A 21,025-nucleotide genomic window follows, 5' to 3' on the forward strand; every position below is an offset into this window, starting at 1 on the left:
TTGACCGCACCCGCAGGAAAGACCGGCAAGGGCCGGAACACCTGAAGGGCATCGCTAGAAAGGTAAGCTCAATGTCCAGTTCAGCCCGCTCAAGCAAGGCCAAGGCCCGCGTCGTCCAGCTCCGCAAGGTCACGACCCTCGAAATGGTCCGGCTCTGCTGCCCGGACAGCAACCAGGCCTCTCTCATATCCGAAAGCTTCGGCCTTCCTGTCCTCGACAGCGACGGCATCCGGGACTTTCATGAGCGCAGCCTGATCGAAGGCGCTGATACACTCTCCGAGGGGCTTTCCGACAAGGCCATGCAAATCCACCTACAGCGGATCGTCGGCTCCTATGTCGGCTCGGCCTTTGGAGCAGGCCAGTTCTACTCGAAGGCCGTTACCGAGGCCAAGGACGCCACGGCCAAGCTCGCCAATGACACTCGCAACGAGGACATTGACGGTCCGGTCGGCTTCGACAGCAAGGCCCAGCGCAAGCGCGAATTCGCCGCCGACATGGGCCTTCAGGCACACGCCCTGCGCATGGCGGCCGAGGGCGCCGTCGCCGCCTACGAGCACATCATCGGTGAAAGCTGGAAGCCCTACGAGCGCCAGCCCGAAAGCCCCGGCCATATCGTCAACCGGCAGGCAGCCGATCTCCAGATGGCGGCGCTTGGCTAACCCCCAACGGGCGGAGCTTCGGCTCCGCCCGATCTTCCTCCCTTGAGGCTGGCGTCCTACTGGACGCCGGCCTCTTCGCGTGCGCCAGGGCATCCGAAGCCAAAGAAATGGAAACCGTCGTCGAGGCCGCGCCAATCGCGGCCGTCACGAATGTTGGTTCTGCTCCGGTCCTCGGCCCCGAAACGGCTGCGCCGTCCTCCACTGACGTTGCGGCCCGCATGCAACGCTTCCCCGCCTTCCGCTTCCTCTTCTGCGGGTTCGCGGACCTGCGGTCCTCCGCTTGCGGACCTCGTGACGGCCGCGATTGGCGCGGCCTCGAATGGAGGTTCGGAAATGGACAGGAAAAACAACAAGACCCGCGTCGACATCTACGCGAAAATCACCGATCGCATCGTCGCGGATCTGGAAAAGGGAGTGCGCCCCTGGGTCAAGCCCTGGAGCGGGGCGAACACCACGGGGCGTACAACGCGCCCGCTTCGCCACAACGGACTGCCGTATCAGGGGATCAATACGCTGCTTCTCTGGTCGGAGGCGGTTGCGCGAAGCTTTGTTTCCCCGACCTGGATGACGTTCAAGCAGAGCGTCGAGCTCGGCGGTCATGTTCGCAAGGGTGAAACCGGCTCCATGGTCGTCTATGCCAACCGCTTCAACCGAACCGAAACCGATGCCCAGGGCGAAGAGGTCGAGCGCGGCATTCCCTTCCTCAAGGCCTATACGGTGTTCTGCGCCGACCAGATCGAGGGGCTTCCGGCACAATATTACGGCAATCCCGCTCCGGTAGCCGATCCGGTGGAGCGGATCGAAAACGCGGACACCTTCTTCGCGAACACCGGTGCTGTCATCCGGCACGGTGGGGATAAGGCCTATTTCAATCCGGCTCTCGATGTCGTGCAAATGCCGCCGTTCGAGAGTTTTCGCGACGCGCCCAGCTACTATGCGACTCTTGGGCACGAACTGACCCATTGGGTCGGGTCTGACAGGCGGCTCGATCGCAATCTCGCCCAGTATCACAAGAATCGCTCCTTCAGAGCGCACGAGGAACTCGTGGCCGATCTGGGCGGTTGCTTTTTGGCGGCCGATCTCGGCATCGTTCCCGAGCTCGAGCCGAGGTCCGATCACGCAAGCTATCTTGCGAGCTGGCTCGACATTCTCAGGAACGAGAAGCGTTTCATCTTCGCCGCGGCGGCCCATGCCCAGCGGGCGGTCGACTATCTGCATGATCTCCAGCCGCAGGGGACACTGGTCGAGCACGCTGCGTGATACTGCATCTCCGATCGCATGGGATGGCGCTGGGCCATCCCAGAGCGCTGAAGGGCCACGCTGCGTTCGCAGCGAGGGTATTGGAAGGCCGCCTGCGCCTTGCCACCGCAGGGGAGCCGCCTGCATTCTTCGCCAGCGATGCCACGATTAGTGTGTGGTCGTCGTAGCTAGCAACAGTCATTCAAGTGCATTACATTGTGGATTCGAGACAGGAGACAACCATGGCGACAAACGCACTCGTGCAGACACGTATCGATTCCAACATCAGGGACCGCGCGGCGTCCGTGCTTGAAGGCATGGGGCTGACGGTTTCCGACGTAGTACGCATCCTGCTGACGCGCACCGCCAATGAAGGTGCACTGCCGCTGGAACTGATCAGCAACAGCGAGGCTCATGATGCATGGTTTCGCGCCAAGGTGATGCAGGCACTCGAAGATACCCGGACCGATGTCACCGCTGAAGATGTAGAGACGCATTTTGCATCCCGACGCGCTGCCGCGCTACGCAAGGCAGGAACTACCCAGTCATGAGGCTGAAATGGTCAGCGTTTGCGCTTGCTGATCGCGACGACATCTTCACCCATATCGAAGCCGATAGCCCGCGCGCGGCTGCTGCCGTTGACGAGCATATCGCGCAGGCGGTGCTCCGCCTGGTCGAGTTTCCCGCGAGTGGACGCCCTGGACGAGTGCCCGGCACGCGGGAGCTGGTCATCTCCCGAACGCCATATATTGCAGCCTACGTTCTAACCCATGATGCTATCCGTATCCTGCGTGTTCTCCATGGCGCGCAGATGTGGCCCGAGGACTTTTCGTCCGACTAGCTTCCGTGATGCAATCGCCTGCACGGTGACGCTGATCCCGACTGAAGCCGGGCACCCGATACGCCGTTGCCGGCAGCGTTCTGCTGAACCGGCGCCATAGTCTCGGCTTCGGTTGAATGCCCCGGTCGGCCTGACGAGTGACGTCGAGCGCTCACATTGCTATCCTGCCACGACGTCTCGGTTCTGATGTCGGCGTTGGTGCTTGTGAGCACGACCCTGCCTACTGGGTCTGGGCAGATTCGCAGGCTGCCGTCGTCCGGACGGACAGTTGATCACACAAGTCGCCGTCTCATGGCGATGAGGCGGTGGTGGAACGTCTGTCTTCATTCCTGTTTCCGAAAGCACGTCCATCTGCGTCCTCGATGTGACTGGTCTGACCGAAGGCCGATCCCGGAGCGCGGGCTCTCGATCTTGTCCCGGCAACGGCCTGCGCGACTTCTTCCCCTGCCGGCTGCGCCGCCATTCCTCGCGATCCAAGAAAGTCGCTCCCGGCCGCCTTCCACTTCGTTCCAGCCCTAAGGACCCCATTGCGCACGCGCAACGGGGACCCCGGTGGGTGCGGGTCGATCGCCTCCGTTCCACCGACCGTCATCGAGGTCGCGATGGGCGCGGCCCGACCAACAAAGGAATGAGACAAATGGCTACCATAGGCACCTTCATCTCCACCGGCAACGGCTTTACCGGCACGATCAAAACCCTCAACCTCAACGTCAAGGCCAAGCTGGTCCGCGTCGAGAACCCCTCGGACAAGGGCCCGCACTTCCGCATCTTCGCGGCGGCGAACGTCGAATTGGGCGCCGCCTGGCAGAAGGTCTCCGCCGAAGGCCGTGACTACCTCTCGGTCAAGCTGGACGACCCGAGCTTCCCCGCTCCGATCTACGCCACCCTGATCGAAGTTGACGGCGAGGAAGGCCTGCAGCTGATCTGGTCCCGATCAAACCGGGACTGAGGATCTCGCGCGAGGGCTCCGCCGCAAGGCGGGGCCTTCAGCCTTCCACTGGCGAACTGGTCAACCGAAAGGACACATACATGACGAGCACCATCGCGCATCAGCAAGAGCTCTTGGTTCCGTCGACATCCCCGTCTGCCCGGGCGGTGCGTGGACCGAACTGGTCGACGTCTGGAACGGCGATGCGGCTTTCGTGTCCGATAACTCGAGCCGCTTGAGTATCTGTCGTCGCTGCTCTATATGATGCGTGATGATTGATGCGCACCAAGGAGGGCGATATGAGAACGACACTGGCGATCGATGACGACGTCCTGGTCGCGGCCAAGGCCATGGCCCGGCAGCAGGATCGCAGCGTGGGGGAGATCATCACCGATCTCGCCCGGCGCTCGCTGCGCCGCCCGCAGGCCGGCAGCGAGCGCAACGGGATTCCTCTGCTGTCGCCTCGGCCGGATGCACCTCCTGTCACGCTTGAGACGGTCAACGCCTTACGTGACGAGCTGCCGTGACCTTCCTGCTCGATGTCAATGTGCTGATCGCGCTGATCGATCCTGGCCATGTCGCCCATGACGATGCGCATGGCTGGTTCGAAGTGACCGGCCACGCCGCATGGGCTACCTGTCCCATCACCGAAAACGGTGTCCTGCGCATCGTCGGCAACCAAAAATATCCTAATTCTCCCGGCTCGCCTGCCGTCGTTGCGCAAATCGTTACCAAGTTGCGAGCCCTGCAGGGGCACAGCTTCTGGCCCGACGATGTGAGCCTGGTTGGCTCCGGCGACATCGATGCTGCAAAAATCCTGACCTCGGCACAGGTCACCGACACCTATCTTCTTGCGCTCGCCAAGGCCCATGGTGGCCAACTTGCGAGCTTTGACCGCAAGCTGTCGGCGGCGGCCGTGAAGAGCGGGAAGTCTTCACTACACCTGATCACCACAAGCTAGACCGCCGGGCTCCTTCTGTCAGGTATCCCGGCAAAATCAGCCGTTGAGCGCGTCCTTGATGGCTTTTGCCGGCGTGAAGGACAGCTTCTTCGAAGGCGGAGATCTTGATGGTCGCGCCCGTCGACGGGTTGCGGCCCTCGCGTTCAGGTGTGTCCTTCACCTTGAATTTGCCGAAACCGGGCAGGCTCGTCTCGGCACCGCTCGCGGCCACATCGGCGATTGCCTTGAACACGCTGTCGACGATGCTCCTGGCCTGCATCTTCGTCAGACCGTTGTCGGCTGCAATCTTGTCAGCGATCTCATTTGCGGTCGTCATGGAACGTGCTCCTCGCGTTGTTGCTGGTCACTGTTTGGCTCACAACAACACGGGGTTGGTAGTCCGCGCGTGCGCAACGCTTGAAAAATGCCGGAAGACTGCGCGATCGGCCTCATTTCCTATGAAGCCATATATCCGCGCTTACGTTTGCGGCGCTCGAGCCGGGAGAACGCTTCGTCGGAATCCGCGCGGTCATCGAAGGTTTCCATCATCACCTGGCCGTTTGTGCCGATCCGGCCCCAGCTGCGGACCAGCGACGCGCCGCCGAACAATGTCGGCTGAATGGACAGCACATAGAACCGAGACATGTTGCGAGCGGGATCGATGCGGCGAAGATGAAGCGGTTCTGTCACAGGTTTCGGCATAGCTGGAATCTTCGCTTCCTTTGGAAGCAACGTCCAACAACTTCGATGAATCGATCACGCCTGACCGATTCATGCGGCTGATGCGCCCGGCTCAATACACCAGCTGCGCCGTGATTGTTCGCCTGAAATGTCGTGCTACGCCGATCGTGTCCAATGAGTGTCCCCAATCGGTTGCCGGTGCTTCGCAGTATTGATGGAACGCATTCGCTTTAGGTTGCGGCGATCCGCAGGCCGTGCTGGTTGGCGAACGCCTCAAGGTCGGCGCAGGCGCGGCCGGCATCCTGCTCCTTGGTCGAGGCGCACAAGTAGGCCCGGACAAAGGTGGCGTGGGCTTTCGGTTCGTTTTGCATGGTTCGATTGTCAGCGGTTCGTTTTAAACTGTCAACCACTATTTATCGAACCACACGGCGGGCAGTTCGCCAGAGGTATGCCCAAAACATACTGCCTGAATTTGCGGATTTCTTGATTTATGTGCAACAGAAAGCCCCCGGCGTGAACCGAGGGATTATCGTAATCAGTCGCTTCCACAGGTCGCCGGAACGCTGTGGTAAAATCGCGTTCGAGGTCGCGTTTTATAATCAGGGGATAACAAATCCTTCAAGTTATTTCACAGAATCTTTGCACCGAAAATTTGCCGAGAGCGGTAGGATCACCCCTATAGAGGTCAGGCACCTGGCGCCTTAGGTACCTGAAAGTATCCGAACTGAGATGCGGGCCTGGTTGCTGCGATGTTCTAAGTCTCGCCCCGTAGCAGCAATCACTCTTCAATGTACTTGACGAGGGAAGTGATATGGCGATCCAAAACTCTACGCATCCTATCGACCCTCCAGGAAGCGCGGCGTCCATGTCGACTAGAGAACTTCTGGAAGCGGCCGCCGATGAAGTTTGGAGGCCATACATGAATCACCAGACGTTCGAGGATGCTGATGCGGCCCAGATTATCGCCGGGGACGGGCAGCAGCCAAGGGTTCATTCTAGCGACGCCCTTTGTTGCGGCACATTCGGCGAGTTGCTGCAAGGCCAGTTGCCGGTCGGCTCCGTTCCCTGGGACCCTCACTTCTTGGTCACGATGCCCATCGCGCTCTTTGCGCGAGCTCACTTCATGCCGATTGCAGGCAAACGAACCGTAACCGTTTATCCGTCACATAAAGTCAAAGCAAAACGATTGGCTGAGAATCTCGTGGTTGCGATCGGCGCCTCAGGAGGAATCCTCCTTTTGCAATCCGAGCTCCCCGAAGGCAAAGGGCTGGCGAGTTCGTCGGCGGATCTTGTTGCGGCTGCTCGGTCAATCGCCTGCTGCTTCAAGTGCAGAGTCCAGACATCATTGATCGAGAAGCTAATGGCGGAGATCGAGCCATCCGACGGGGTGATGTACCCAGGAGTGGTCGCATATCAGCAGCGAGCATGTCGCCTTCTCTCCTTCCTTGGGCAAATGCCGCCGCTCGCAATCGTTGGTATCGATGAAGGAGGGACGGTCGAAACCGTCGACTATGATCAACGGCGAGGTGAAATCTCCGCCAGTCACAGAGCAGAGTATCAGGAACTACTCCACCGGGCCTGTTCAGCAATTCCGCGCGGTGACACGGCCACGATAGGCAAAATAGCTACGGCCAGCGCGCTCCTGCATCAGGATCGGGCTCCAAAGGGGCATCTGAACTCAATGCTGAAAGCTTCCGAGGCCAACGACGCTCTCGGGGTCATCGTCGCGCACAGCGGCACAATGATTGGAATCCTGCTTGATCGAATGGCGGCTGACTTTCCCGGGAAGCTTCGGTCCGTGCTCGCCCATGTGTCGCCGCTCGACAACTCGCCAAAAATATATCTGACCATGACTGGCTGCCGGTGAGGTAAGCAAAATGGACGCCATCCGCAAACGCCCGCCATTCGCCGGATATTCCGATGCCTATGCTCTCCCCAGCATTATTAGGTGTGAGGCAAATCTCTATCTTGCGCAGTTCGCGTTCATGAAGCTGCTCCCTGCCAAGTACATCATTGACCAGGCGCTGGCTCGAGGGACTTTGACGCACGGCATGAAAGTCCTCGAGACCTCGAGCGGAACCTTCGCACTGGGTTTGGCAGTAGTTTGCCGGGAACGTGGATTCCAGCTTGAAATCTTCACCGACCCAGTGATGGACAAAGGCCTTGAAAACAGGTTGCGCTCCTTGGGAGCCGACGTCTGCATCATAACTGAAAAGGCGAGGGAGGGTGGTTATCAAAGAAGCCGCCTAGATGCATTACATGCCAGGATGAAACAGTTGGGCCACTCCTGTTTCTGGCCCCGGCAATACGAAACAACGGATAACCCCGCAGCCTATAAGCTCTTCGCTGATCAAATATCGGGGATGTTGGGCGCCGACGTAACTTTGGTCGGTTCTGTGGGGTCCGGCGGCTCTACTTGCGGAACGATAGAGCGCCTCCGCCAAAAAGCCGCTGGCGCGCGCCTGATTGGAGTGGACACCTTTAACAGCGTCATCTTTGGCCAACAGGATGGCGAACGGAAACTGCGGGGGCTGGGGAACAGTCTTGTCCCCGAGAACGTGAAGCATGTACTCTACGATGAGGTGCATCTCCTCTCGGCTCCGCTCGCATTTGCTGCAACGCGAACCCTCCACGAGCGGCACGCCGTATTCGCCGGTCCGACCTCGGGAGCGAGCTACATCGTGGGGCGTTGGCGCGCCCGGCAGTATCCAGGAGAAACCGTAGTCGTCATATGCCCCGATGAAGGCCACCGCTACGTTGAAGCCGTTTACGACCACGAGTGGCTGAAGCAGCACGGATGTCTACATGAAGGTGTTCTGCTGGACGCTCCGGCAACCGAAAATCACCCTGCGACCGCTCTCCCGCCATGGAATCGATATCATTGGAAGCGGAAAAGCCGGGAAGCCGTCCTGAGCCTTTTGGAGGAAGTTTGATGAACAGAGGTAGCTTCCTTTTCGTGGAAAGCAACACGACTGGCACCGGCGAATTATTGATGAAGAGGGCCAGCCTCCTAGGCTTTGAAACCTACCTCGTTACCCGCAATCCTGCGCGCTATCCGTTTCTTAAGGACTCGGTCGTGCAAGTGATCGAAGCCGAAACGCGCAGTCCGGACGAACTCGTCGGGGTCGCTACCAAATTAAGCGGTCTGGCAGGAATATACTCGTCATCGGATTATTTTGTGGAAGCAGCGTCTAGTGCCGCGATGGCGATGGGGCTACCAGCGGCGAATCCGGAGGCTATAGCCACGTGCCGGAACAAATGGAAGCAAGCGGCCGAGTTGCAGCGGCAATCAATCGCGATCCCTGAAACACGACTGGCCACTTCCGTCAGAGACGTCGAGAAAATTCTTGCCCAAGCCACTCTACCGGTGGTCGTCAAGCCGGTGTCCGGAAGCGGCAGTAGCGGCGTGAGGTTGTGCGATAGTGCCACAGCCGCCATCAAGGCGTTTGAGAGCGCAAGGGGCGCACTGCTCGATCAAGTGGATCTGCCCAGTCCCGACATCCTCATCCAGCAATATGTCGAGGGTAAGGAATATTCTGCAGAGATAATTGCGTGCGATGGGACGCTGCATTGCCTTGGAATTCTTGCCAAGCACAAGGGGCCGGCTCCCTGCTTTGTCGAAGTAGGGCACGACTTTCCGGCCCCGCTACCGGAGCCATCTCACCGGGAATTGGCCTCTTTTGCCGCGGGCGCGGTGTCGGCTCTGGGTCTGAATTTCGGACCGGCTCATGTGGAGTTCGTGATAGCGGAGTCGGGCCCCGTCATCATCGAGGTTAACCCCAGGCTGGCTGGAGGGATGATTCCAGTCATGCTCTCCCACGCCCTGGGGACGTCAATCCTTGACATGGTGATTGGACTCTACGCGGGAGAAGGGTTCACGCCTCCACGCGCGAACGAAAGGGCGGGAGCCATTCGCTTCCGACTTGCTCAGACGTCCGGAAAGCTCAAACGCTTGGGCTTTTCTGGAAACCCAGAGCCTACAGTGCCTGAAGCAGGTCTTCTGAAATCTGAGGGGGAGGAAGTTCAAATCAATGGCGACTTCAGAGACCGGGTAGCCTACGCCATAGGCGTCGCTGATGAACTCAATGCCGCCGCCACGGGCGCTGAACGGGTGATCGATTCCATTGTGATCGATATCGAGACGGCTGCTGCCGAATCGGACAAGCAAGACCCCGGGTCAAGCGAGGGCAGGTGGCACCTACATCCTGAAGCGATGAAGTTGCTCGCTCCGCCGATCGAAATCTCCCGTGACGGTCGCCTTCTGCAGTACCAAGCGACCATAGATGAGGCACATCTGGTGATGCTCGCCGACCAGGGCTTGATCAGCCAGGCTGCCGCTGCCGATCTCCTTACCCACATCTTGGACCTCCAGGACGAGGGCTTTCAGTCTTTGGAGGGCCGCGATGCGCCGCGTGGCCTCTACCTTGCCTATGAGGCCGAACTTGCCGCCAGAGCTGGCCCGGAAAAGGCCGGCTGGCTGCATCTTGCGAGATCCCGCAACGACTTGAACGCGACCATTTCTCTCCTGGCTCTCCGGGAGGCCGCGTGTTCCATCTCCCAACAGATTGGAATTGCACAAGATACCCTGCTTCAGCGAGCGGAAGAGGCATCGAGCCTTGTGGCTCCGTTGTACAGTCAGTACCAGATCGCACTCCCTGGGTCGCCAGGGCACTACTTGCTTGGCGTCTTCTTCGCTCTGGGACGCGAGCGCGAGCGCCTCCATAGTCTGCTGGAAAACATCAGGAACTGCCCTATGGGAGCTGGTGCCGGCGGAGGCACCAGTATGCCGATTGATCCTTTGAAAACCGCAAGTCTTCTAGGATTTGAAGAGCCGTCGTTCAACTCACTTGATGCGGTCGCGAGCCGAGACCATCACCTGCACGGGCTTTCTATCTTTGCTAGCACCTCAACCTTGCTCAGTCGTGTGGCCCAGGATCTGCAGGTTTGGACGACGCGTGAGTTCGCCCTCATCGACATTCCCCGAAATCTTGCCGGCGGCTCGTCCATGCTGCCGCAAAAGAAGAACCCGTTCCTGCTTGAACACATCAAGGGGTCGGCTAGCACCGTAATTGGCGCATACGTTTCTGCGGCAACGGCTACCTGCAAAGCACCCTTCAGCAACTCGATTGAAGCAAGCAACTACGGCTGCTCACCTCTCAGGCTTTCAGAGGAGGCCCTGAAGAGGGCCATCATCCTTACATCGCTCATCGTGAAGTACATGTCGTTCAACCTCAGGTCGATGCGCGAACATCTGGAAGACGGGTCATCAATGACGGCCATCGCCGCCGAACGGATGGCGTCGCGAGGCATCCCTTTCAGGGAGGCCCACACTCAAATTGGCGAGATCGCGCAGCGACTGTCTCAGGTTAGCTGCGCCACACAACGCCGAAGCGAGCTCGCCAGCCAACTCGCTGGCGTGTTCCCGGCAAGTCTTGAAGACTGCAGGGATGCTCTGCAGTTCGGAGGAGGACCCGGAAAACGATCAACCGACGACCAGCTTTCCGTTGCAAAGACGCTTTATCGGGACATGCAGCTGAAATGCGCCGCTATATCGAAACGCCGGGCGCACGCTGAGGTGCACTGCAAAGGGAGGGTGAAAGAGCTCATCGATAAACACCGTTCCACTTGAGGGAGTGGAGTATGTGGACAAAGTCTCGCGGGTTTCTGGGGGGCGGGACAGGGATTGCGGTGCGGAGCGCGAACCGACCTGATCGTATGGGGATTGAACGACGCCGCTGACCTGGCGTGAAGAGAGGGTAGCGTATCCGTTGTCGGTCCGTAGACAGGTTTGTGGGGTCCAGGTCCCCTCCCGTGTTTCAAGTCAGCGGTTCTCGGGGGCTGTCAGCAATTCTGTGCGCGAGCCGGTTTCGTCATAGCTGACGACGAAAGCGACGGCGATCTGGATCCCGGCCTCGAACCATCCACGCGGTGGTCGTTTCCACTCTCCGGCCCGTGGTTCAGAACCAGATATAGCAGCCTCCGACGTGACTACCATCATGGCGCAGAATTTGCACTGAGCCACGTATATCAGGAGAGTGCCTAGATGTTGCATGCTGGCAAAACGCGGCTTGACGATTTCATGACCATCTCAAACGAGAGAGCGGTTGGGCGTCCTCAGACAGTCATCGTCGAGGTGACGGCTAAAAACGGAAAACTGGATTTGCTCGACGGGATGAAAAGAAGGTTCCTGAACAGCCCTCAGGTGCAGCAATGCTACCACGTTACCGGAGAGGCAGATTTCATCCTCATCATTAATACCAGAGACATGGACGAGTATACGTCTCTTACACGCCAATTATTTTTTAAGGAAGGAAACGTGAGGAGCTTCCGAACTTGCGTCATGATGGAAGAGGTTAAGTCCGCAGGTCCAATCCCGCTTTAGTCGTCGCTATTCCGCGGCCTCGACTGCAGCTTCGCGCTTCACGCTCGGGGTACTGGTCAGTCGGAGAGTGTGAACGGGTATAGCATGAACGATTTGACCGCTGCGATGATCGGGCAACGGCCGACGTAGGAAGTCACAATAGTCACAACGTCAGACCGAATCTATCTCGCGTTCGAGGACATTTTGCAGTCCAAACTTGTCGTAGTAAGTAGCGCCAGTGTCAGAAAACCGAGACGTCATATAAAAATGTCTAGCCCTTAAGTTATTTTCTTCAACGGTAAGCATGAGGCGCCTGACAGATGGGCGGTTTGTCGAAATCCATCGAGAGACAAGTCCAATAGTCGCTTTTCCATATCCGTGACCTTGGTATCCTCGGCCCACACGAAAGCTGTGCAAGGTAATCACGCCTGGCGGGGCCCATTCAGGCAAGGCCGCTTTTTCACGCAGGACAAAGAAGCCAACGATCTGATGGTGGACAACGACTGCAAATGGATGCTCCAGGTCGGGGCGCGCGTTCCCTTGAAGCTCGGAGAACACAAAATCCAACGGGTCGACAAACTGTTCTTGCTCGGGCTCGAGCTTTAATTTGGCGACGCGAGCTCGATCAAAACGAGATAAAGTTTTCAGCGTCGCATGCATGCTAGTTCCCTTCGGCGTCGGTTGTAAGCCCTCTGATGAACCGTCCTCATCGTCGACGGCATCGCAGATTGCCCCTATTCGCCAAGGCTCGAAAATGGTGTAATTGACCAACCGATCAAGTCGACGGCCCGCTGAAGGATCTCAGCGGTGTGGGTACGGCTAGGTGAAGCGACGATGACATGTCCTATCCAGTCTCTCGTATCGCCTTTTCTGTTAATCGCCGTCGTGGGTTCGACATAGAATTTGATCTCGGCGACACCTGGCACAGCGGCCGCCCGACTCTCGCCAGCGATCGAATTGATAGTGCCATCGCGATCAGGAACAAAGATCCGCGCGGCCGCAGTCTGCGACTGCGTTTTGCGCAAGTCCCATTTGTCGCCGATCACAAGCTTGATGTGCTCGGTGATCAGATCGACACCATAAACCAGTGGAATCATTTGCGGAACGGGCGTGCCAGCAGCCCGTGGATTGACCTCAATGACGACTGGGCCACGCTTCGTCCACCGGAGTTCAATGCACGTTGGGCCCCAGCCCAGGCCAAGAGCTCGCAGACAGGTCAGCGAAACATCGACGATTCGATTGTGCTCGTCATCGGTCAGCGGGGCCGGATAGGTGAGCTCATGAAAGACAAAATGCGGGTGGGGGCCGAACTCGCCGGCGCATATCGCAATGACCTCGTCTCCCATTATGTCGGCGCAATAGTAAGGGCCTTGTGCGAATTCTTCGACCAGTATTCTCGGCGCAGATCGCCATATGTGCTTCCCGCCCAACAGGTAGGCAGTATGTTCGGCTAACTCACCGACGTTGCAGCACAATCGGACACCTCTGCTCCCGACCCCTACGGCTGGCTTAAGAATTACCGGCAGGCCGATCTCCGCGGCTGCGCTTTCCACATCCGTCACATTTGTTGCCAAGCGGTAAGCAGGTATCGGGACGCCGGCGTCCGCGAGGAGCTGTCGTTGAGCGAATTTGTCGCAGCATCGCTCAATCGATTCGGGGTTCGGTCCAGGTAGATCGAAATGCCGGCAAAGCTTGCCAACCGCCGGATAGACGATCTCCTCCGTGCTCGCAATGCCAGCGATGTCATAGCTCGCTCGTAGCCGAGAACATTCATGGATCAGCGCATCCAGATTGGTTGTATCGACCTGAATTGCCTCGACCCTTTCCGTCGCAATGTAATCGTATTTTGTGGGATCTGCTGATAGGGTAATTGGATGAAGACCAAGACGCTTGGCCGCTTGGATGTATAGCCGACCAGTGCATCTAGGGTGACCTTCTACTAGGATGAGCGCTCTTCTTCTTGCCATCGGCTGTTATCCAATGCTGTTCGATCGGCCGGCAGTTCAACTCGCCGAGCCAGACCTTAGAATTGCATTGAACATACCGCTCTGAGCGAATTTTCGGTGCAAAAATTTGCGAAATTTATTTGAAGGTTTTGTTGCGCCGGATCGCGTCTTGCCGCTTGGGAAAGCGAAACAGCACCAGCGCCCGTTTCCAACTGGAGGTTCTCAACCGAACAGGCTCGCCTCTAATTGGCCGAAGCCTATCCAAAACCAACCGCCTAAGAGTCATTATGGCTGTGCATCGAGGCTTCGGCCGGCATACAGCATCGATCCCGTAGACGACAACCGCCGCCTCGGCCCGGACGAGGATTCCAACACGTGCCTGGCGGGCGATGCTCGGCACCGGCGCCCATGTATGCAAGCGCCGACGCGTTCCCCGGCATTGGCAGTGCTGCTGCTTAGCCTCCTGCTCGAACCTTTGGTAGCCGGTGACTCCATGGCATGGCTTCCTCCAGATCGCGTGCGATACGGACAAGGGTCGCCTCGTCGCCGAAGCGGCCCACGATTTGAAGTCCAATAGGCAGACCGCTTGCGCTTTGTGCCAAAGGTAATGATACCGCAGGTTGTCCAGTAACATTAAATACTCCAGTGTACTGACAAAGTGCGGCATCCGCTGCTGTGAATTCCTCTGCAGACACCGTAGGATTGGTCGCACTACACGTGGCGCCGTGGGGTATAGCCCCACACGGCATCGTGGGTGTCAGCAAGATGTCGAAGGCTTCGATCGACTCACCCACGCTGAACCGCATTCTTTGCAACGTCTCGTGTAAGTCCGCCTCTCGTCTTTGTAAATTTCTGCCGTATTCGTAAACCTTGAGATTGGCGGGCTCTAAAGTGTCCGCATTGATTGCGCGTCCCATGGACCGCGCCGCTTCTTCAAGTGAACGTGCGCTATAGCTTGACAGGCCGAGCCATATTTTAACGTAGTCGGATGGCTCATATGGCGGCTCGATATCCGTGACAATATGGCCCATTTCCTCCAGAAGAGTGGCCGTCGACTCGACCGCCTCAAGCACTTCCGGGTCGACATCGACCGCACCCCATTTGGTCCTCGCGACCCCGACCCGCAGAATGCCGTTGCGCTGCGACAGTTCTTCCACATATGGCCGCTTCGGCTGGACGATGACGAATGGATCACCAGGCTGAGGACCAGAAAAGACGTCCAGCGCGGCGGCCATATCGCGCACACTCCGGCACAAAACAAATAGTCGAGTAAGGCCAAACGCTGGGTCCTGGCCGTTCGGGCCGCCGGAAACACGTCCGCGGGACGGGTTTAGCCCTACCAGGCCGCACCAGGAGGCGGGGACCCGAATTGACCCGCCACCGTCACCACCAGATGCGATCGGAGTGATGCCCGCCGCTACGGCCGCCGCTGATCCCCCAGACGACCCACCCGCGGAGCGCTCTAGATCCCATGGATTCCCAGTAACTCCGTTGAGAATGGATTCCGTCATTATGGTTGACCCAAGCTCCGGCGTCGTTGTTCTTCCGAGCGTGCGGAGCCCGGCGTCGCGAGCGCGACGAAAAAAATAGCTGTCGATGTTGGAGCGATAGCCTTTTAACAGCCGGCTTCCCTTTTCCTGGAGGCGTCCAACTTCCGTGGGGCCAGTATCCTTGCGAAGAAACGGCACGCCATGAAAGAGTCCCCGTCTGCGCCGGCAACTGTCTCGGCATCTTCGTAGAACTCGATGACAGCGTTGATGCGAGGATTGACCTCGTCGTGTGCCTCGCGGGCCAAGCGTGTTAGTTCCACGGGCGTCACTTCGCGCGCATTCACGAGAGCTGCCAAACCGGTGGCATCAAATTCTACGTACTCACCTAGTTTCATTGCTCTATCCTTTTCTACGGTCGGCTGTAATTCGACGCACAAACGCGTTTGCGACTCGTCAAAGCTTGGGATTTCAACTGAGAGGGTGGTCACCCCCCAACAGGGGCGATTTCACGCTCCAATGGGGAAGTGGCATTTGAACCTATGCTCGGTGTCATCCGAGTTTATCGAAGGTTCGGGGAAGACGCGGCTGCAGATATCCTGCGCATAACGACAACGGGTGTGGAACTCACAGCCGGATGGCCGCCGCATCAGGCTCGGCACCTCACCCTTGAGCTCGATCCTATTGAGCACAGCATCCGGGTCAGGCTCAGGATTGGCCGCAAGCAGCGCCTCGGTGTAGGGATGACAGGGGTGTTCAAAGATACGCTCGGTCGAGCCGACCTCTATAAAGCGGCCGAGATACATGATCGCCATTCGATCGGTCATGTGGCGTACGACATTGAGATTGTGCGTGATAATCAGGATCGCCATGCCGAGTTTGTCCTGAAGCCGCGCGAGGAGATTGAGCACCTCGCCCTGCACCGAGACGTCGAGGCCTGCGGTCGGCTCATCGGCAATAATCAAGTCCGGATTCAGCGCAAGGGCACGCGCGATGCCCACGCGCCTGGCCTGACCGCCGGAAAGCTGATGGGGATAGCGGCGAGCGAAATCATCTGGCAAGCCGACCATGCGCAGCAGGCGCGCCGCCTCGGCACCGGCATCGCGATCCTTTAGCCCATGGATACGAAAAGGCTCCATCAACAGCGATCGCACTGTCAGCCTTGGCGAAAGCGAGCCGACCGGATCCTGGAACATCATCGCCATCCGGCGCAGGTACGGCTTGCGATCAGCCCCCGTGATACCCTCAATCTCCTGTCCGTCGAAATTTATGTTGCCGCTCACAGCTCGCTGCAAGCCGATTATCGTGCGCGCGATGGTGGATTTGCCTGAGCCGCTTTCACCGACAAGGGCGAGTGTCTCGCCCTTGTCGATTTCAAAGGTCACACCGCATACCGCGTCGATAAAAGGCGCTTTCGTCCCGGTTGCGAGCGCCTTCAGTGGACCCATGGTGCGGAAGCGGACGCGCAGGTCCTCAACCCGAAGCAGCGCGCTCATGCCGACACCAACCGTTCTTCGTCGAGGAGATGGCATCGCGCGACTTGGTCCAGGCCGATGCGATACTCAACCGGATTGTCATGCGCACACCGATCAAATGCCTGTGGGCACCGCGCGCGGAAGATGCATCCCACCTTGCTGCCCAGGAGACTAGGCACCTCACCGGGAATGGTCGGCAAAGTGCGCGTGCTCTTTTTGATACGCCCGGGATCGCACTCAAGCAGCGCGCGCGTGTATGGATGAGCAGGATTGTGGAAGATGTCCCGAACGGCACCCTGCTCCACCACTTCGCCCGCATACATGACGGCGACCCGGTCGCACAGCTCAGCCACCGCTCCGAGGTGGTGGGAGACGAACAAAACCGAGCAGCCGATCTCCTTTTGCAGTTCCTTGAGGAGATGGATGATCTGCACTTCCAGCGTTGCATCAAGCGCAGTGGTTGGTTCGTCGGCGACGAGCAGCGCCGGTTTCACAAGAAGCGCCATGGCAATGCAAACGCGCTGACGCATGCCGCCAGAGAAGTGATGCGGATAGGCGCCGATACGACTTTGGGGGTCGGGAATTCCGACCCGGTGAAGCATCTCCAGGGCGCGAGCGCGTTTTTCGCTGCGGCTTCCCTGTTCGTGGTGCTGGATATCGATCATCTGGCTCTCGATGGTCCGCACGGGATTGAGCGCGGTCATCGGGTCTTGGAAAATCATCGAAAGACGGTCACCGAGCAGGCTCCGACGCTCGGAAGCGGGCATTTTGAGCAGGTCTTTACCTTCGAACAGGATGCTGCCGGCTGTCACATCCGCATTTTCGGGAAGCAGGCCCATCACCGTATATGCAAGCGTGGATTTCCCAGATCCACTCTCGCCAACTATGCCGACCACCTGTGCCGCCGGAACTACGAGCGAAACGTTACGCAGGGCGTGGACGTGCCCACGTGGTGTGCCAAAATCGAGATTCAGATCACGGATCTCAAGAAGCGGCCGGGCGGACGTATGCTGTGTCAGACGGTCGTGTCTCATAGGTCTTTCCGCAATTTGGGATCGAATATGTCGCGCAGCGCCTCCCCGAGGAACGTGAAGCCGAGTGTTGCGAGAACGATGGGAATGCCGCCGGCTATGACCAGCCAGGGCGTCTGACCGATGTAGCTATAGCCATCGTTTAGGATAGCTCCCCAATCAGGCGTTGGTGGTCGCACGCCCATGCCGAGAAAGCTGAGACCCGCCTCTACGGCGATGACGGCCGGAACGTCCATGCTCACCAGAATTAGAAGCGGCCCGAGAACATTTGGCAGCACGTGCACGGCGAGAATGCGTGTCGTGCCGGCACCCATGCTGCGCTCCGCGGCGATGTACTCACTGCTACGCAGCGCTTCTGTCTGGGTGCGCACGACACGTGCGTAAATCGGCATAGACGTTATTGCGATAACTAGAATGACACTCGCCAAGCTTGGTCCCAGAAGCGCGATCATGGCCAGCGCGAAAATGATACCTGGAAACGAGCGGATCGTATCGAAGAGCAACAAGAGTACATTGTCGAGCCAGCGAGGACCGAACCCTGCAATCAAACCAAGTACGAGGCCGACTGCCAGCGAACTACCGAGCGCCGCGAAAGCAACAAGGAGCGGGATGCGACCGCCCATAATAATGCGAGAAAACGTGTCGCGGCCCAGTTGGTCTGTCCCCAGCAAAAAATCGATTGAAGGTGCGGCCAGACGCGGCCCCACCATGATTTGGGTCGGATCGTGCGTGATAATCAGCGGAGCGAAGATCGCAGTTGCGGCTATGACTATGACAAGCACTGCTCCGAGCACGCCCAGGCGGTTTTTGCGAAATTGCCCGAAAAGCTGCGAAAGGCGCCGGTACCCATCGCATCGCTGGGTTCGGGACGGATGGCTTCTACGCTTACCATGTCAGAGCTTTTCCCGGGTTCGCGGATCGAGGAATGCATTGATCAGATCCGAGAGCGTCGTAGCGGCAACTATTAGGAACGTGGTGACGAGCACGACGCCCATGACAATCGGATAGTTGCGCGTATTGACCGCATTCACCAGCAACGCGCCGATGCCAGGTCTCGCGAAGACCACCTCGATAAAGACAGCGGACGAAAGCAGCCACGCGATGCCTACCCCGAGTATGGTCACGGTCGGCAGGATCGCGAGGGGCAGCGCGTAGCGCGCAACGATCTTCCATTCCGAGATCCCGAAAGAGCGGGCCATGCGCACGTGGTTTTCCCCCAGAACCTCGAGCATGGATGCCCTTAGCAGCCGGGAAATATAGCCCACCCAGCCAACGCCTATGGCGAAGCCTGGGAGAATGAGATGGATAAGCCCATCCCTGTAGCCATTGCCGGCTCCGATCGCTGGCAGCCAGCGCAGCGTGACGGCAAAAATCAGCAGCGCGTAGACCGCCACGACGAAGGAGGGGATTGCTATCGTGGCGACCGTCACGACGCCGGCCACCTGGTCGACCAAGGAGTTGCGCCGCATGGCCGAGTAGCAGCCGAGCGGCACGGCTATCACCACCGCCCAGAGGATCGAGACCAGAATCAGTTCGACCGTATAGGGCAATTGCTCGAAGACAATGTCGGCGACTGGTCTCTGGCTGAACACGTCAAAGCCGAGATTGCCATGAAGCAGGCCGCCGAAGAACGTCAAGATCTGCACAACGAGCGGCCTATCCAACCCCATCTGCTGATGCAGCAGCGCCTTCATCTCGGGCGTCGCCCGCGGGCCGAGCAGGACCGCGGCAGGATCGCCCGGCACGGCACGGATCATTAGGAACAGAAGCGTCACCGCGATCACAATAATTGTGACCGCGAGGACGATCCTCTTGAGGAAGTACAACCACATTCCTGTCTACACCACTGAAGTCTAAATCGGCTTAAAATCTATGTATAGCGGACGCCCGTCCGGTCGGGTCGCAGCCTGCATTCGAGTGGTGCGGTACATGATCGGCGCAGCACCATTGGTGAGGAACCGGTAGGCGCCTGAATCCTCCATAAGATCCTGCATCTCACGGTAGAGCTTCGCCCGCTCGTTTGGGTCATCGAGCGCGAGCGCCTTATCGTTGAGCTCATCGAAACGCTTGCTGCTGAAGCGTTCCCAGTTCCATTTACCGACTTGGCTGCTTATATAGGTGGACGAAAAATAAAATGGCTCCGGCAGCATGGTGAAATGCTGGATGATAAGTTGCATGTTCTTCCAGCGATCGCCCTCGGATTCGATGCCGATCGAGTAGAACGAGCCCTCGTCCTGGACATTTATCTCGACGGCAATGCCGATCTGCGACAATTGCGCCTGCACCACTCCCGCCATGGTCGAATAGTCGCTCTGGTTTAGGCAATCGAGGGTCAAGGTGAGATCGCTCACCCCGGCCTTTTCCATGAATGCCTTAGCCTTTGCGAGGTCGCCTTCCGGTGGGATGAGCGCCTTGTCGCGATACCCGACAAGACCTTTTGCAAGCATGCCAGTGGCCACGTCGACCTGCCCCGCATAGGCTGCATCCAGAATCTGCGGTACATTGATTGCCCACTGTATCGCCTTGCGGACATTGATGTCCTTCAGCTTCGGGTGATCGATATTCATGCCGACATAGGTGAAATCGAGTGAGGGCTTTTCCTCGACCTTAGTGTCAGCGGGCGGATTGCTCTTGAAATTTGCAAGTGAATCCACGCTGATAGCAGTGAAATCGATGTCGCCAGCCTGATAGGCGCGTTCCGCCGTTTTGGTGTCGCCGATTGGCAGGATGCGTATTTCGTCAAACCCCGGCTTTGGGCCGGACCACTCCGGGTTCCGGGTCAAAAGCACATACTCGTTCGGCTTCCAATCGGCGAAAACATACGGGCCGGAGAAGGCGGTCGGCTTCATGCCAAAGGCACCGCCGTCCTTGTTAATTTTCACCACCGCATCTTCGGAAACGATATGGCCGACGCCATAGGGAAGCGCTAGGGTCCAAGCCGGCACGAACGGGGTCTTAAAGACGATCACGCCGGTATAGTCATCCTCCACCTCAACGTGGTCGAGCGGGCCAAAATCAAAACTGCTTCCTGAATTAAGCTTGATCACACGCTCGAACGAGAATTTCACGTCCTTGGCAGTCAATTCGCCGTAGCCGCCGGTGAATTTTATGCCCTTACGAAGGTGAAAACGGATATGGGTGGGATCGACCTGTTCAATCTTTTCAGCCGCTTCAAGCTCCCATTCCCATTCAGAGCCCGGCTTGTACCGAATGAGCTTCGAATAGATACAGCTCATCACCTCGGAATTAATGCTCCCGATATAAAAGGCAGGGTCTAGCTTGTCGACATCCCTGTTTGCGCGCGCGGTGAGGACTTTGCCCTCGGCGGCCCAGATAACTTGCGAGAGCGGCATGCCGGCAGCTACCAATCCGCCTCCGAGCGCGGCGCCGGTCTTGAGAAACGCTCGACGGCTCACATTGCCTACGGTATTTTCCAT

General features: G+C 58.4%; 22 protein-coding genes and 1 pseudogene. 11 read left to right on the plus strand and 12 right to left on the minus strand.

From position 1 onward, the window contains the following. The first annotated feature begins 71 nt into the window (after nt 1-71). From AC0V7N_RS36090 to AC0V7N_RS36120, 7 genes are all read left to right on the plus strand, one after another. Nucleotides 72-659 (plus strand): hypothetical protein, encoded by a 588-nt coding sequence (locus AC0V7N_RS36090; RefSeq protein WP_496628265.1) that lies wholly within the window; start codon nt 72-74, stop codon nt 657-659. 333 nt (nt 660-992) lie between these two features. Continuing rightward, on the plus strand, nt 993-1,919 hold the full coding sequence (locus tag AC0V7N_RS36095) for a zincin-like metallopeptidase domain-containing protein (RefSeq protein ID WP_496628421.1): 927 nt from the start codon (nt 993-995) through the stop codon (nt 1,917-1,919). Between the two features lie 221 nt (nt 1,920-2,140). Next, entirely contained in the window at nt 2,141-2,449 is a 309-nt protein-coding gene (locus AC0V7N_RS36100; protein ID WP_183455093.1) for a type II toxin-antitoxin system RelB/DinJ family antitoxin, read from the plus strand. Further along, the gene (locus tag AC0V7N_RS36105) at nt 2,446-2,739 is read left to right on the plus strand and encodes a type II toxin-antitoxin system mRNA interferase toxin, RelE/StbE family (RefSeq protein WP_496628266.1); all 294 of its coding nucleotides are present in this window, start codon (nt 2,446-2,448) and stop codon (nt 2,737-2,739) included. Before AC0V7N_RS36100 ends, AC0V7N_RS36105 begins: the two co-directional genes overlap by 4 nt. A 637-nt stretch (nt 2,740-3,376) precedes the next feature. Beyond that, nucleotides 3,377-3,688 (plus strand): DUF736 family protein, encoded by a 312-nt coding sequence (locus tag AC0V7N_RS36110; RefSeq protein ID WP_496628267.1) that lies wholly within the window; start codon nt 3,377-3,379, stop codon nt 3,686-3,688. Nucleotides 3,689-3,966: 278 nt separating this feature from the next. Continuing rightward, a complete protein-coding gene (locus tag AC0V7N_RS36115; RefSeq protein WP_258580822.1) occupies nt 3,967-4,194 on the plus strand; it encodes a ribbon-helix-helix domain-containing protein in 228 nt (75 codons plus the stop codon). Further along, the gene (locus AC0V7N_RS36120) at nt 4,191-4,628 is read left to right on the plus strand and encodes a TA system VapC family ribonuclease toxin (protein ID WP_475461667.1); all 438 of its coding nucleotides are present in this window, start codon (nt 4,191-4,193) and stop codon (nt 4,626-4,628) included. The genes AC0V7N_RS36115 and AC0V7N_RS36120 overlap by 4 nt, the downstream gene beginning before the upstream one ends. A gap of 36 nt (nt 4,629-4,664) precedes the next feature. On the opposite strand, the pseudogene AC0V7N_RS36125 reads toward AC0V7N_RS36120, so the two are convergent. The 3 genes and pseudogenes from AC0V7N_RS36125 to AC0V7N_RS36135 form a co-directional block, all read right to left on the minus strand. Beyond that, a pseudogene (locus tag AC0V7N_RS36125) lies at nt 4,665-4,944 on the minus strand (HU family DNA-binding protein). Between the two features lie 119 nt (nt 4,945-5,063). Then, a complete protein-coding gene (locus tag AC0V7N_RS36130) occupies nt 5,064-5,309 on the minus strand; it encodes a WGR domain-containing protein (protein ID WP_496628268.1) in 246 nt (81 codons plus the stop codon). Between the two features lie 209 nt (nt 5,310-5,518). Continuing rightward, on the minus strand, nt 5,519-5,659 hold the full coding sequence (locus AC0V7N_RS36135; protein ID WP_496628269.1) for a hypothetical protein: 141 nt from the start codon (nt 5,657-5,659) through the stop codon (nt 5,519-5,521). Nucleotides 5,660-6,207: 548 nt separating this feature from the next. On the opposite strand from AC0V7N_RS36135, the gene AC0V7N_RS36140 reads away from it, so the two are divergent. The 4 genes from AC0V7N_RS36140 to AC0V7N_RS36155 all read left to right on the plus strand — a co-directional run bounded on the left by AC0V7N_RS36140 (nt 6,208) and on the right by AC0V7N_RS36155 (nt 11,670). Further along, nucleotides 6,208-7,155 (plus strand): GHMP family kinase ATP-binding protein, encoded by a 948-nt coding sequence (locus tag AC0V7N_RS36140; RefSeq protein WP_258581111.1) that lies wholly within the window; start codon nt 6,208-6,210, stop codon nt 7,153-7,155. A 10-nt stretch (nt 7,156-7,165) separates the two neighbouring features. Then, entirely contained in the window at nt 7,166-8,221 is a 1,056-nt protein-coding gene (locus AC0V7N_RS36145) for a cysteine synthase family protein (protein ID WP_258581112.1), read from the plus strand. Beyond that, nucleotides 8,221-10,917, plus strand: a complete 2,697-nt coding sequence (locus tag AC0V7N_RS36150) for a lyase family protein (protein ID WP_496628270.1) — start codon at nt 8,221-8,223, stop codon at nt 10,915-10,917. Before AC0V7N_RS36145 ends, AC0V7N_RS36150 begins: the two co-directional genes overlap by 1 nt. Nucleotides 10,918-11,331: 414 nt before the next feature. Beyond that, entirely contained in the window at nt 11,332-11,670 is a 339-nt protein-coding gene (locus AC0V7N_RS36155) for an Lrp/AsnC family transcriptional regulator (RefSeq protein WP_258581114.1), read from the plus strand. Between the two features lie 150 nt (nt 11,671-11,820). Here AC0V7N_RS36155 and AC0V7N_RS36160 read toward each other — a convergent pair whose 3' ends face one another. The 9 genes from AC0V7N_RS36160 to AC0V7N_RS36200 all read right to left on the minus strand — a co-directional run bounded on the left by AC0V7N_RS36160 (nt 11,821) and on the right by AC0V7N_RS36200 (nt 21,025). Further along, on the minus strand, nt 11,821-12,309 hold the full coding sequence (locus tag AC0V7N_RS36160) for a GNAT family N-acetyltransferase (RefSeq protein WP_496628271.1): 489 nt from the start codon (nt 12,307-12,309) through the stop codon (nt 11,821-11,823). Nucleotides 12,310-12,383: 74 nt separating this feature from the next. After that, entirely contained in the window at nt 12,384-13,616 is a 1,233-nt protein-coding gene (locus AC0V7N_RS36165) for an ATP-binding protein (RefSeq protein ID WP_496628272.1), read from the minus strand. Nucleotides 13,617-14,050: 434 nt separating this feature from the next. Then, nucleotides 14,051-15,283, minus strand: coding sequence for an amidase family protein (locus AC0V7N_RS36170; RefSeq protein WP_496628273.1), 1,233 nt, complete (start codon nt 15,281-15,283; stop codon nt 14,051-14,053). Next, complete coding sequence (locus tag AC0V7N_RS36175) at nt 15,211-15,480, minus strand: hypothetical protein (protein ID WP_496628456.1); 270 nt, start codon at nt 15,478-15,480, stop codon at nt 15,211-15,213. The genes AC0V7N_RS36170 and AC0V7N_RS36175 overlap by 73 nt, the downstream gene beginning before the upstream one ends. A gap of 111 nt (nt 15,481-15,591) precedes the next feature. Further along, entirely contained in the window at nt 15,592-16,578 is a 987-nt protein-coding gene (locus AC0V7N_RS36180) for an oligopeptide/dipeptide ABC transporter ATP-binding protein (protein ID WP_496628274.1), read from the minus strand. Further along, entirely contained in the window at nt 16,575-17,591 is a 1,017-nt protein-coding gene (locus tag AC0V7N_RS36185) for an oligopeptide/dipeptide ABC transporter ATP-binding protein (protein ID WP_496628275.1), read from the minus strand. Before AC0V7N_RS36185 ends, AC0V7N_RS36180 begins: the two co-directional genes overlap by 4 nt. After that, entirely contained in the window at nt 17,588-18,370 is a 783-nt protein-coding gene (locus tag AC0V7N_RS36190; protein WP_496628276.1) for an ABC transporter permease subunit, read from the minus strand. The genes AC0V7N_RS36185 and AC0V7N_RS36190 overlap by 4 nt, the downstream gene beginning before the upstream one ends. A 111-nt stretch (nt 18,371-18,481) precedes the next feature. Further along, a complete protein-coding gene (locus AC0V7N_RS36195; protein WP_496628277.1) occupies nt 18,482-19,420 on the minus strand; it encodes an ABC transporter permease subunit in 939 nt (312 codons plus the stop codon). 21 nt (nt 19,421-19,441) lie between these two features. Beyond that, on the minus strand, nt 19,442-21,025 hold the full coding sequence (locus AC0V7N_RS36200) for an ABC transporter substrate-binding protein (protein ID WP_496628278.1): 1,584 nt from the start codon (nt 21,023-21,025) through the stop codon (nt 19,442-19,444).

Source organism: Mesorhizobium kamtschaticum (assembly GCF_056174585.1).

Bases quoted from the DNA above. Each gene is read 5' to 3' on its own strand.
- AC0V7N_RS36090 (WP_496628265.1), top strand. From the start codon at position 72: ATGTCCAGTTCAGCCCGCTCAAGCAAGGCCAAGGCCCGCGTCGTCCAG.
- AC0V7N_RS36095 (WP_496628421.1), top strand. From the start codon at position 993: ATGGACAGGAAAAACAACAAGACCCGCGTCGACATCTACGCGAAAATC.
- AC0V7N_RS36100 (WP_183455093.1), top strand. From the start codon at position 2,141: ATGGCGACAAACGCACTCGTGCAGACACGTATCGATTCCAACATCAGG.
- AC0V7N_RS36105 (WP_496628266.1), top strand. From the start codon at position 2,446: ATGAGGCTGAAATGGTCAGCGTTTGCGCTTGCTGATCGCGACGACATC.
- AC0V7N_RS36110 (WP_496628267.1), top strand. From the start codon at position 3,377: ATGGCTACCATAGGCACCTTCATCTCCACCGGCAACGGCTTTACCGGC.
- AC0V7N_RS36115 (WP_258580822.1), top strand. From the start codon at position 3,967: ATGAGAACGACACTGGCGATCGATGACGACGTCCTGGTCGCGGCCAAG.
- AC0V7N_RS36130 (WP_496628268.1), bottom strand. From the start codon at position 5,309: ATGCCGAAACCTGTGACAGAACCGCTTCATCTTCGCCGCATCGATCCC.
- AC0V7N_RS36135 (WP_496628269.1), bottom strand. From the start codon at position 5,659: ATGCAAAACGAACCGAAAGCCCACGCCACCTTTGTCCGGGCCTACTTG.
- AC0V7N_RS36140 (WP_258581111.1), top strand. From the start codon at position 6,208: ATGAATCACCAGACGTTCGAGGATGCTGATGCGGCCCAGATTATCGCC.
- AC0V7N_RS36145 (WP_258581112.1), top strand. From the start codon at position 7,166: ATGGACGCCATCCGCAAACGCCCGCCATTCGCCGGATATTCCGATGCC.
- AC0V7N_RS36150 (WP_496628270.1), top strand. From the start codon at position 8,221: ATGAACAGAGGTAGCTTCCTTTTCGTGGAAAGCAACACGACTGGCACC.
- AC0V7N_RS36155 (WP_258581114.1), top strand. From the start codon at position 11,332: ATGTTGCATGCTGGCAAAACGCGGCTTGACGATTTCATGACCATCTCA.
- AC0V7N_RS36160 (WP_496628271.1), bottom strand. From the start codon at position 12,309: ATGCATGCGACGCTGAAAACTTTATCTCGTTTTGATCGAGCTCGCGTC.
- AC0V7N_RS36165 (WP_496628272.1), bottom strand. From the start codon at position 13,616: ATGGCAAGAAGAAGAGCGCTCATCCTAGTAGAAGGTCACCCTAGATGC.
- AC0V7N_RS36175 (WP_496628456.1), bottom strand. From the start codon at position 15,480: ATGAAACTAGGTGAGTACGTAGAATTTGATGCCACCGGTTTGGCAGCT.
- AC0V7N_RS36180 (WP_496628274.1), bottom strand. From the start codon at position 16,578: ATGAGCGCGCTGCTTCGGGTTGAGGACCTGCGCGTCCGCTTCCGCACC.
- AC0V7N_RS36185 (WP_496628275.1), bottom strand. From the start codon at position 17,591: ATGAGACACGACCGTCTGACACAGCATACGTCCGCCCGGCCGCTTCTT.
- AC0V7N_RS36195 (WP_496628277.1), bottom strand. From the start codon at position 19,420: ATGTGGTTGTACTTCCTCAAGAGGATCGTCCTCGCGGTCACAATTATT.
- AC0V7N_RS36200 (WP_496628278.1), bottom strand. From the start codon at position 21,025: ATGGAAAATACCGTAGGCAATGTGAGCCGTCGAGCGTTTCTCAAGACC.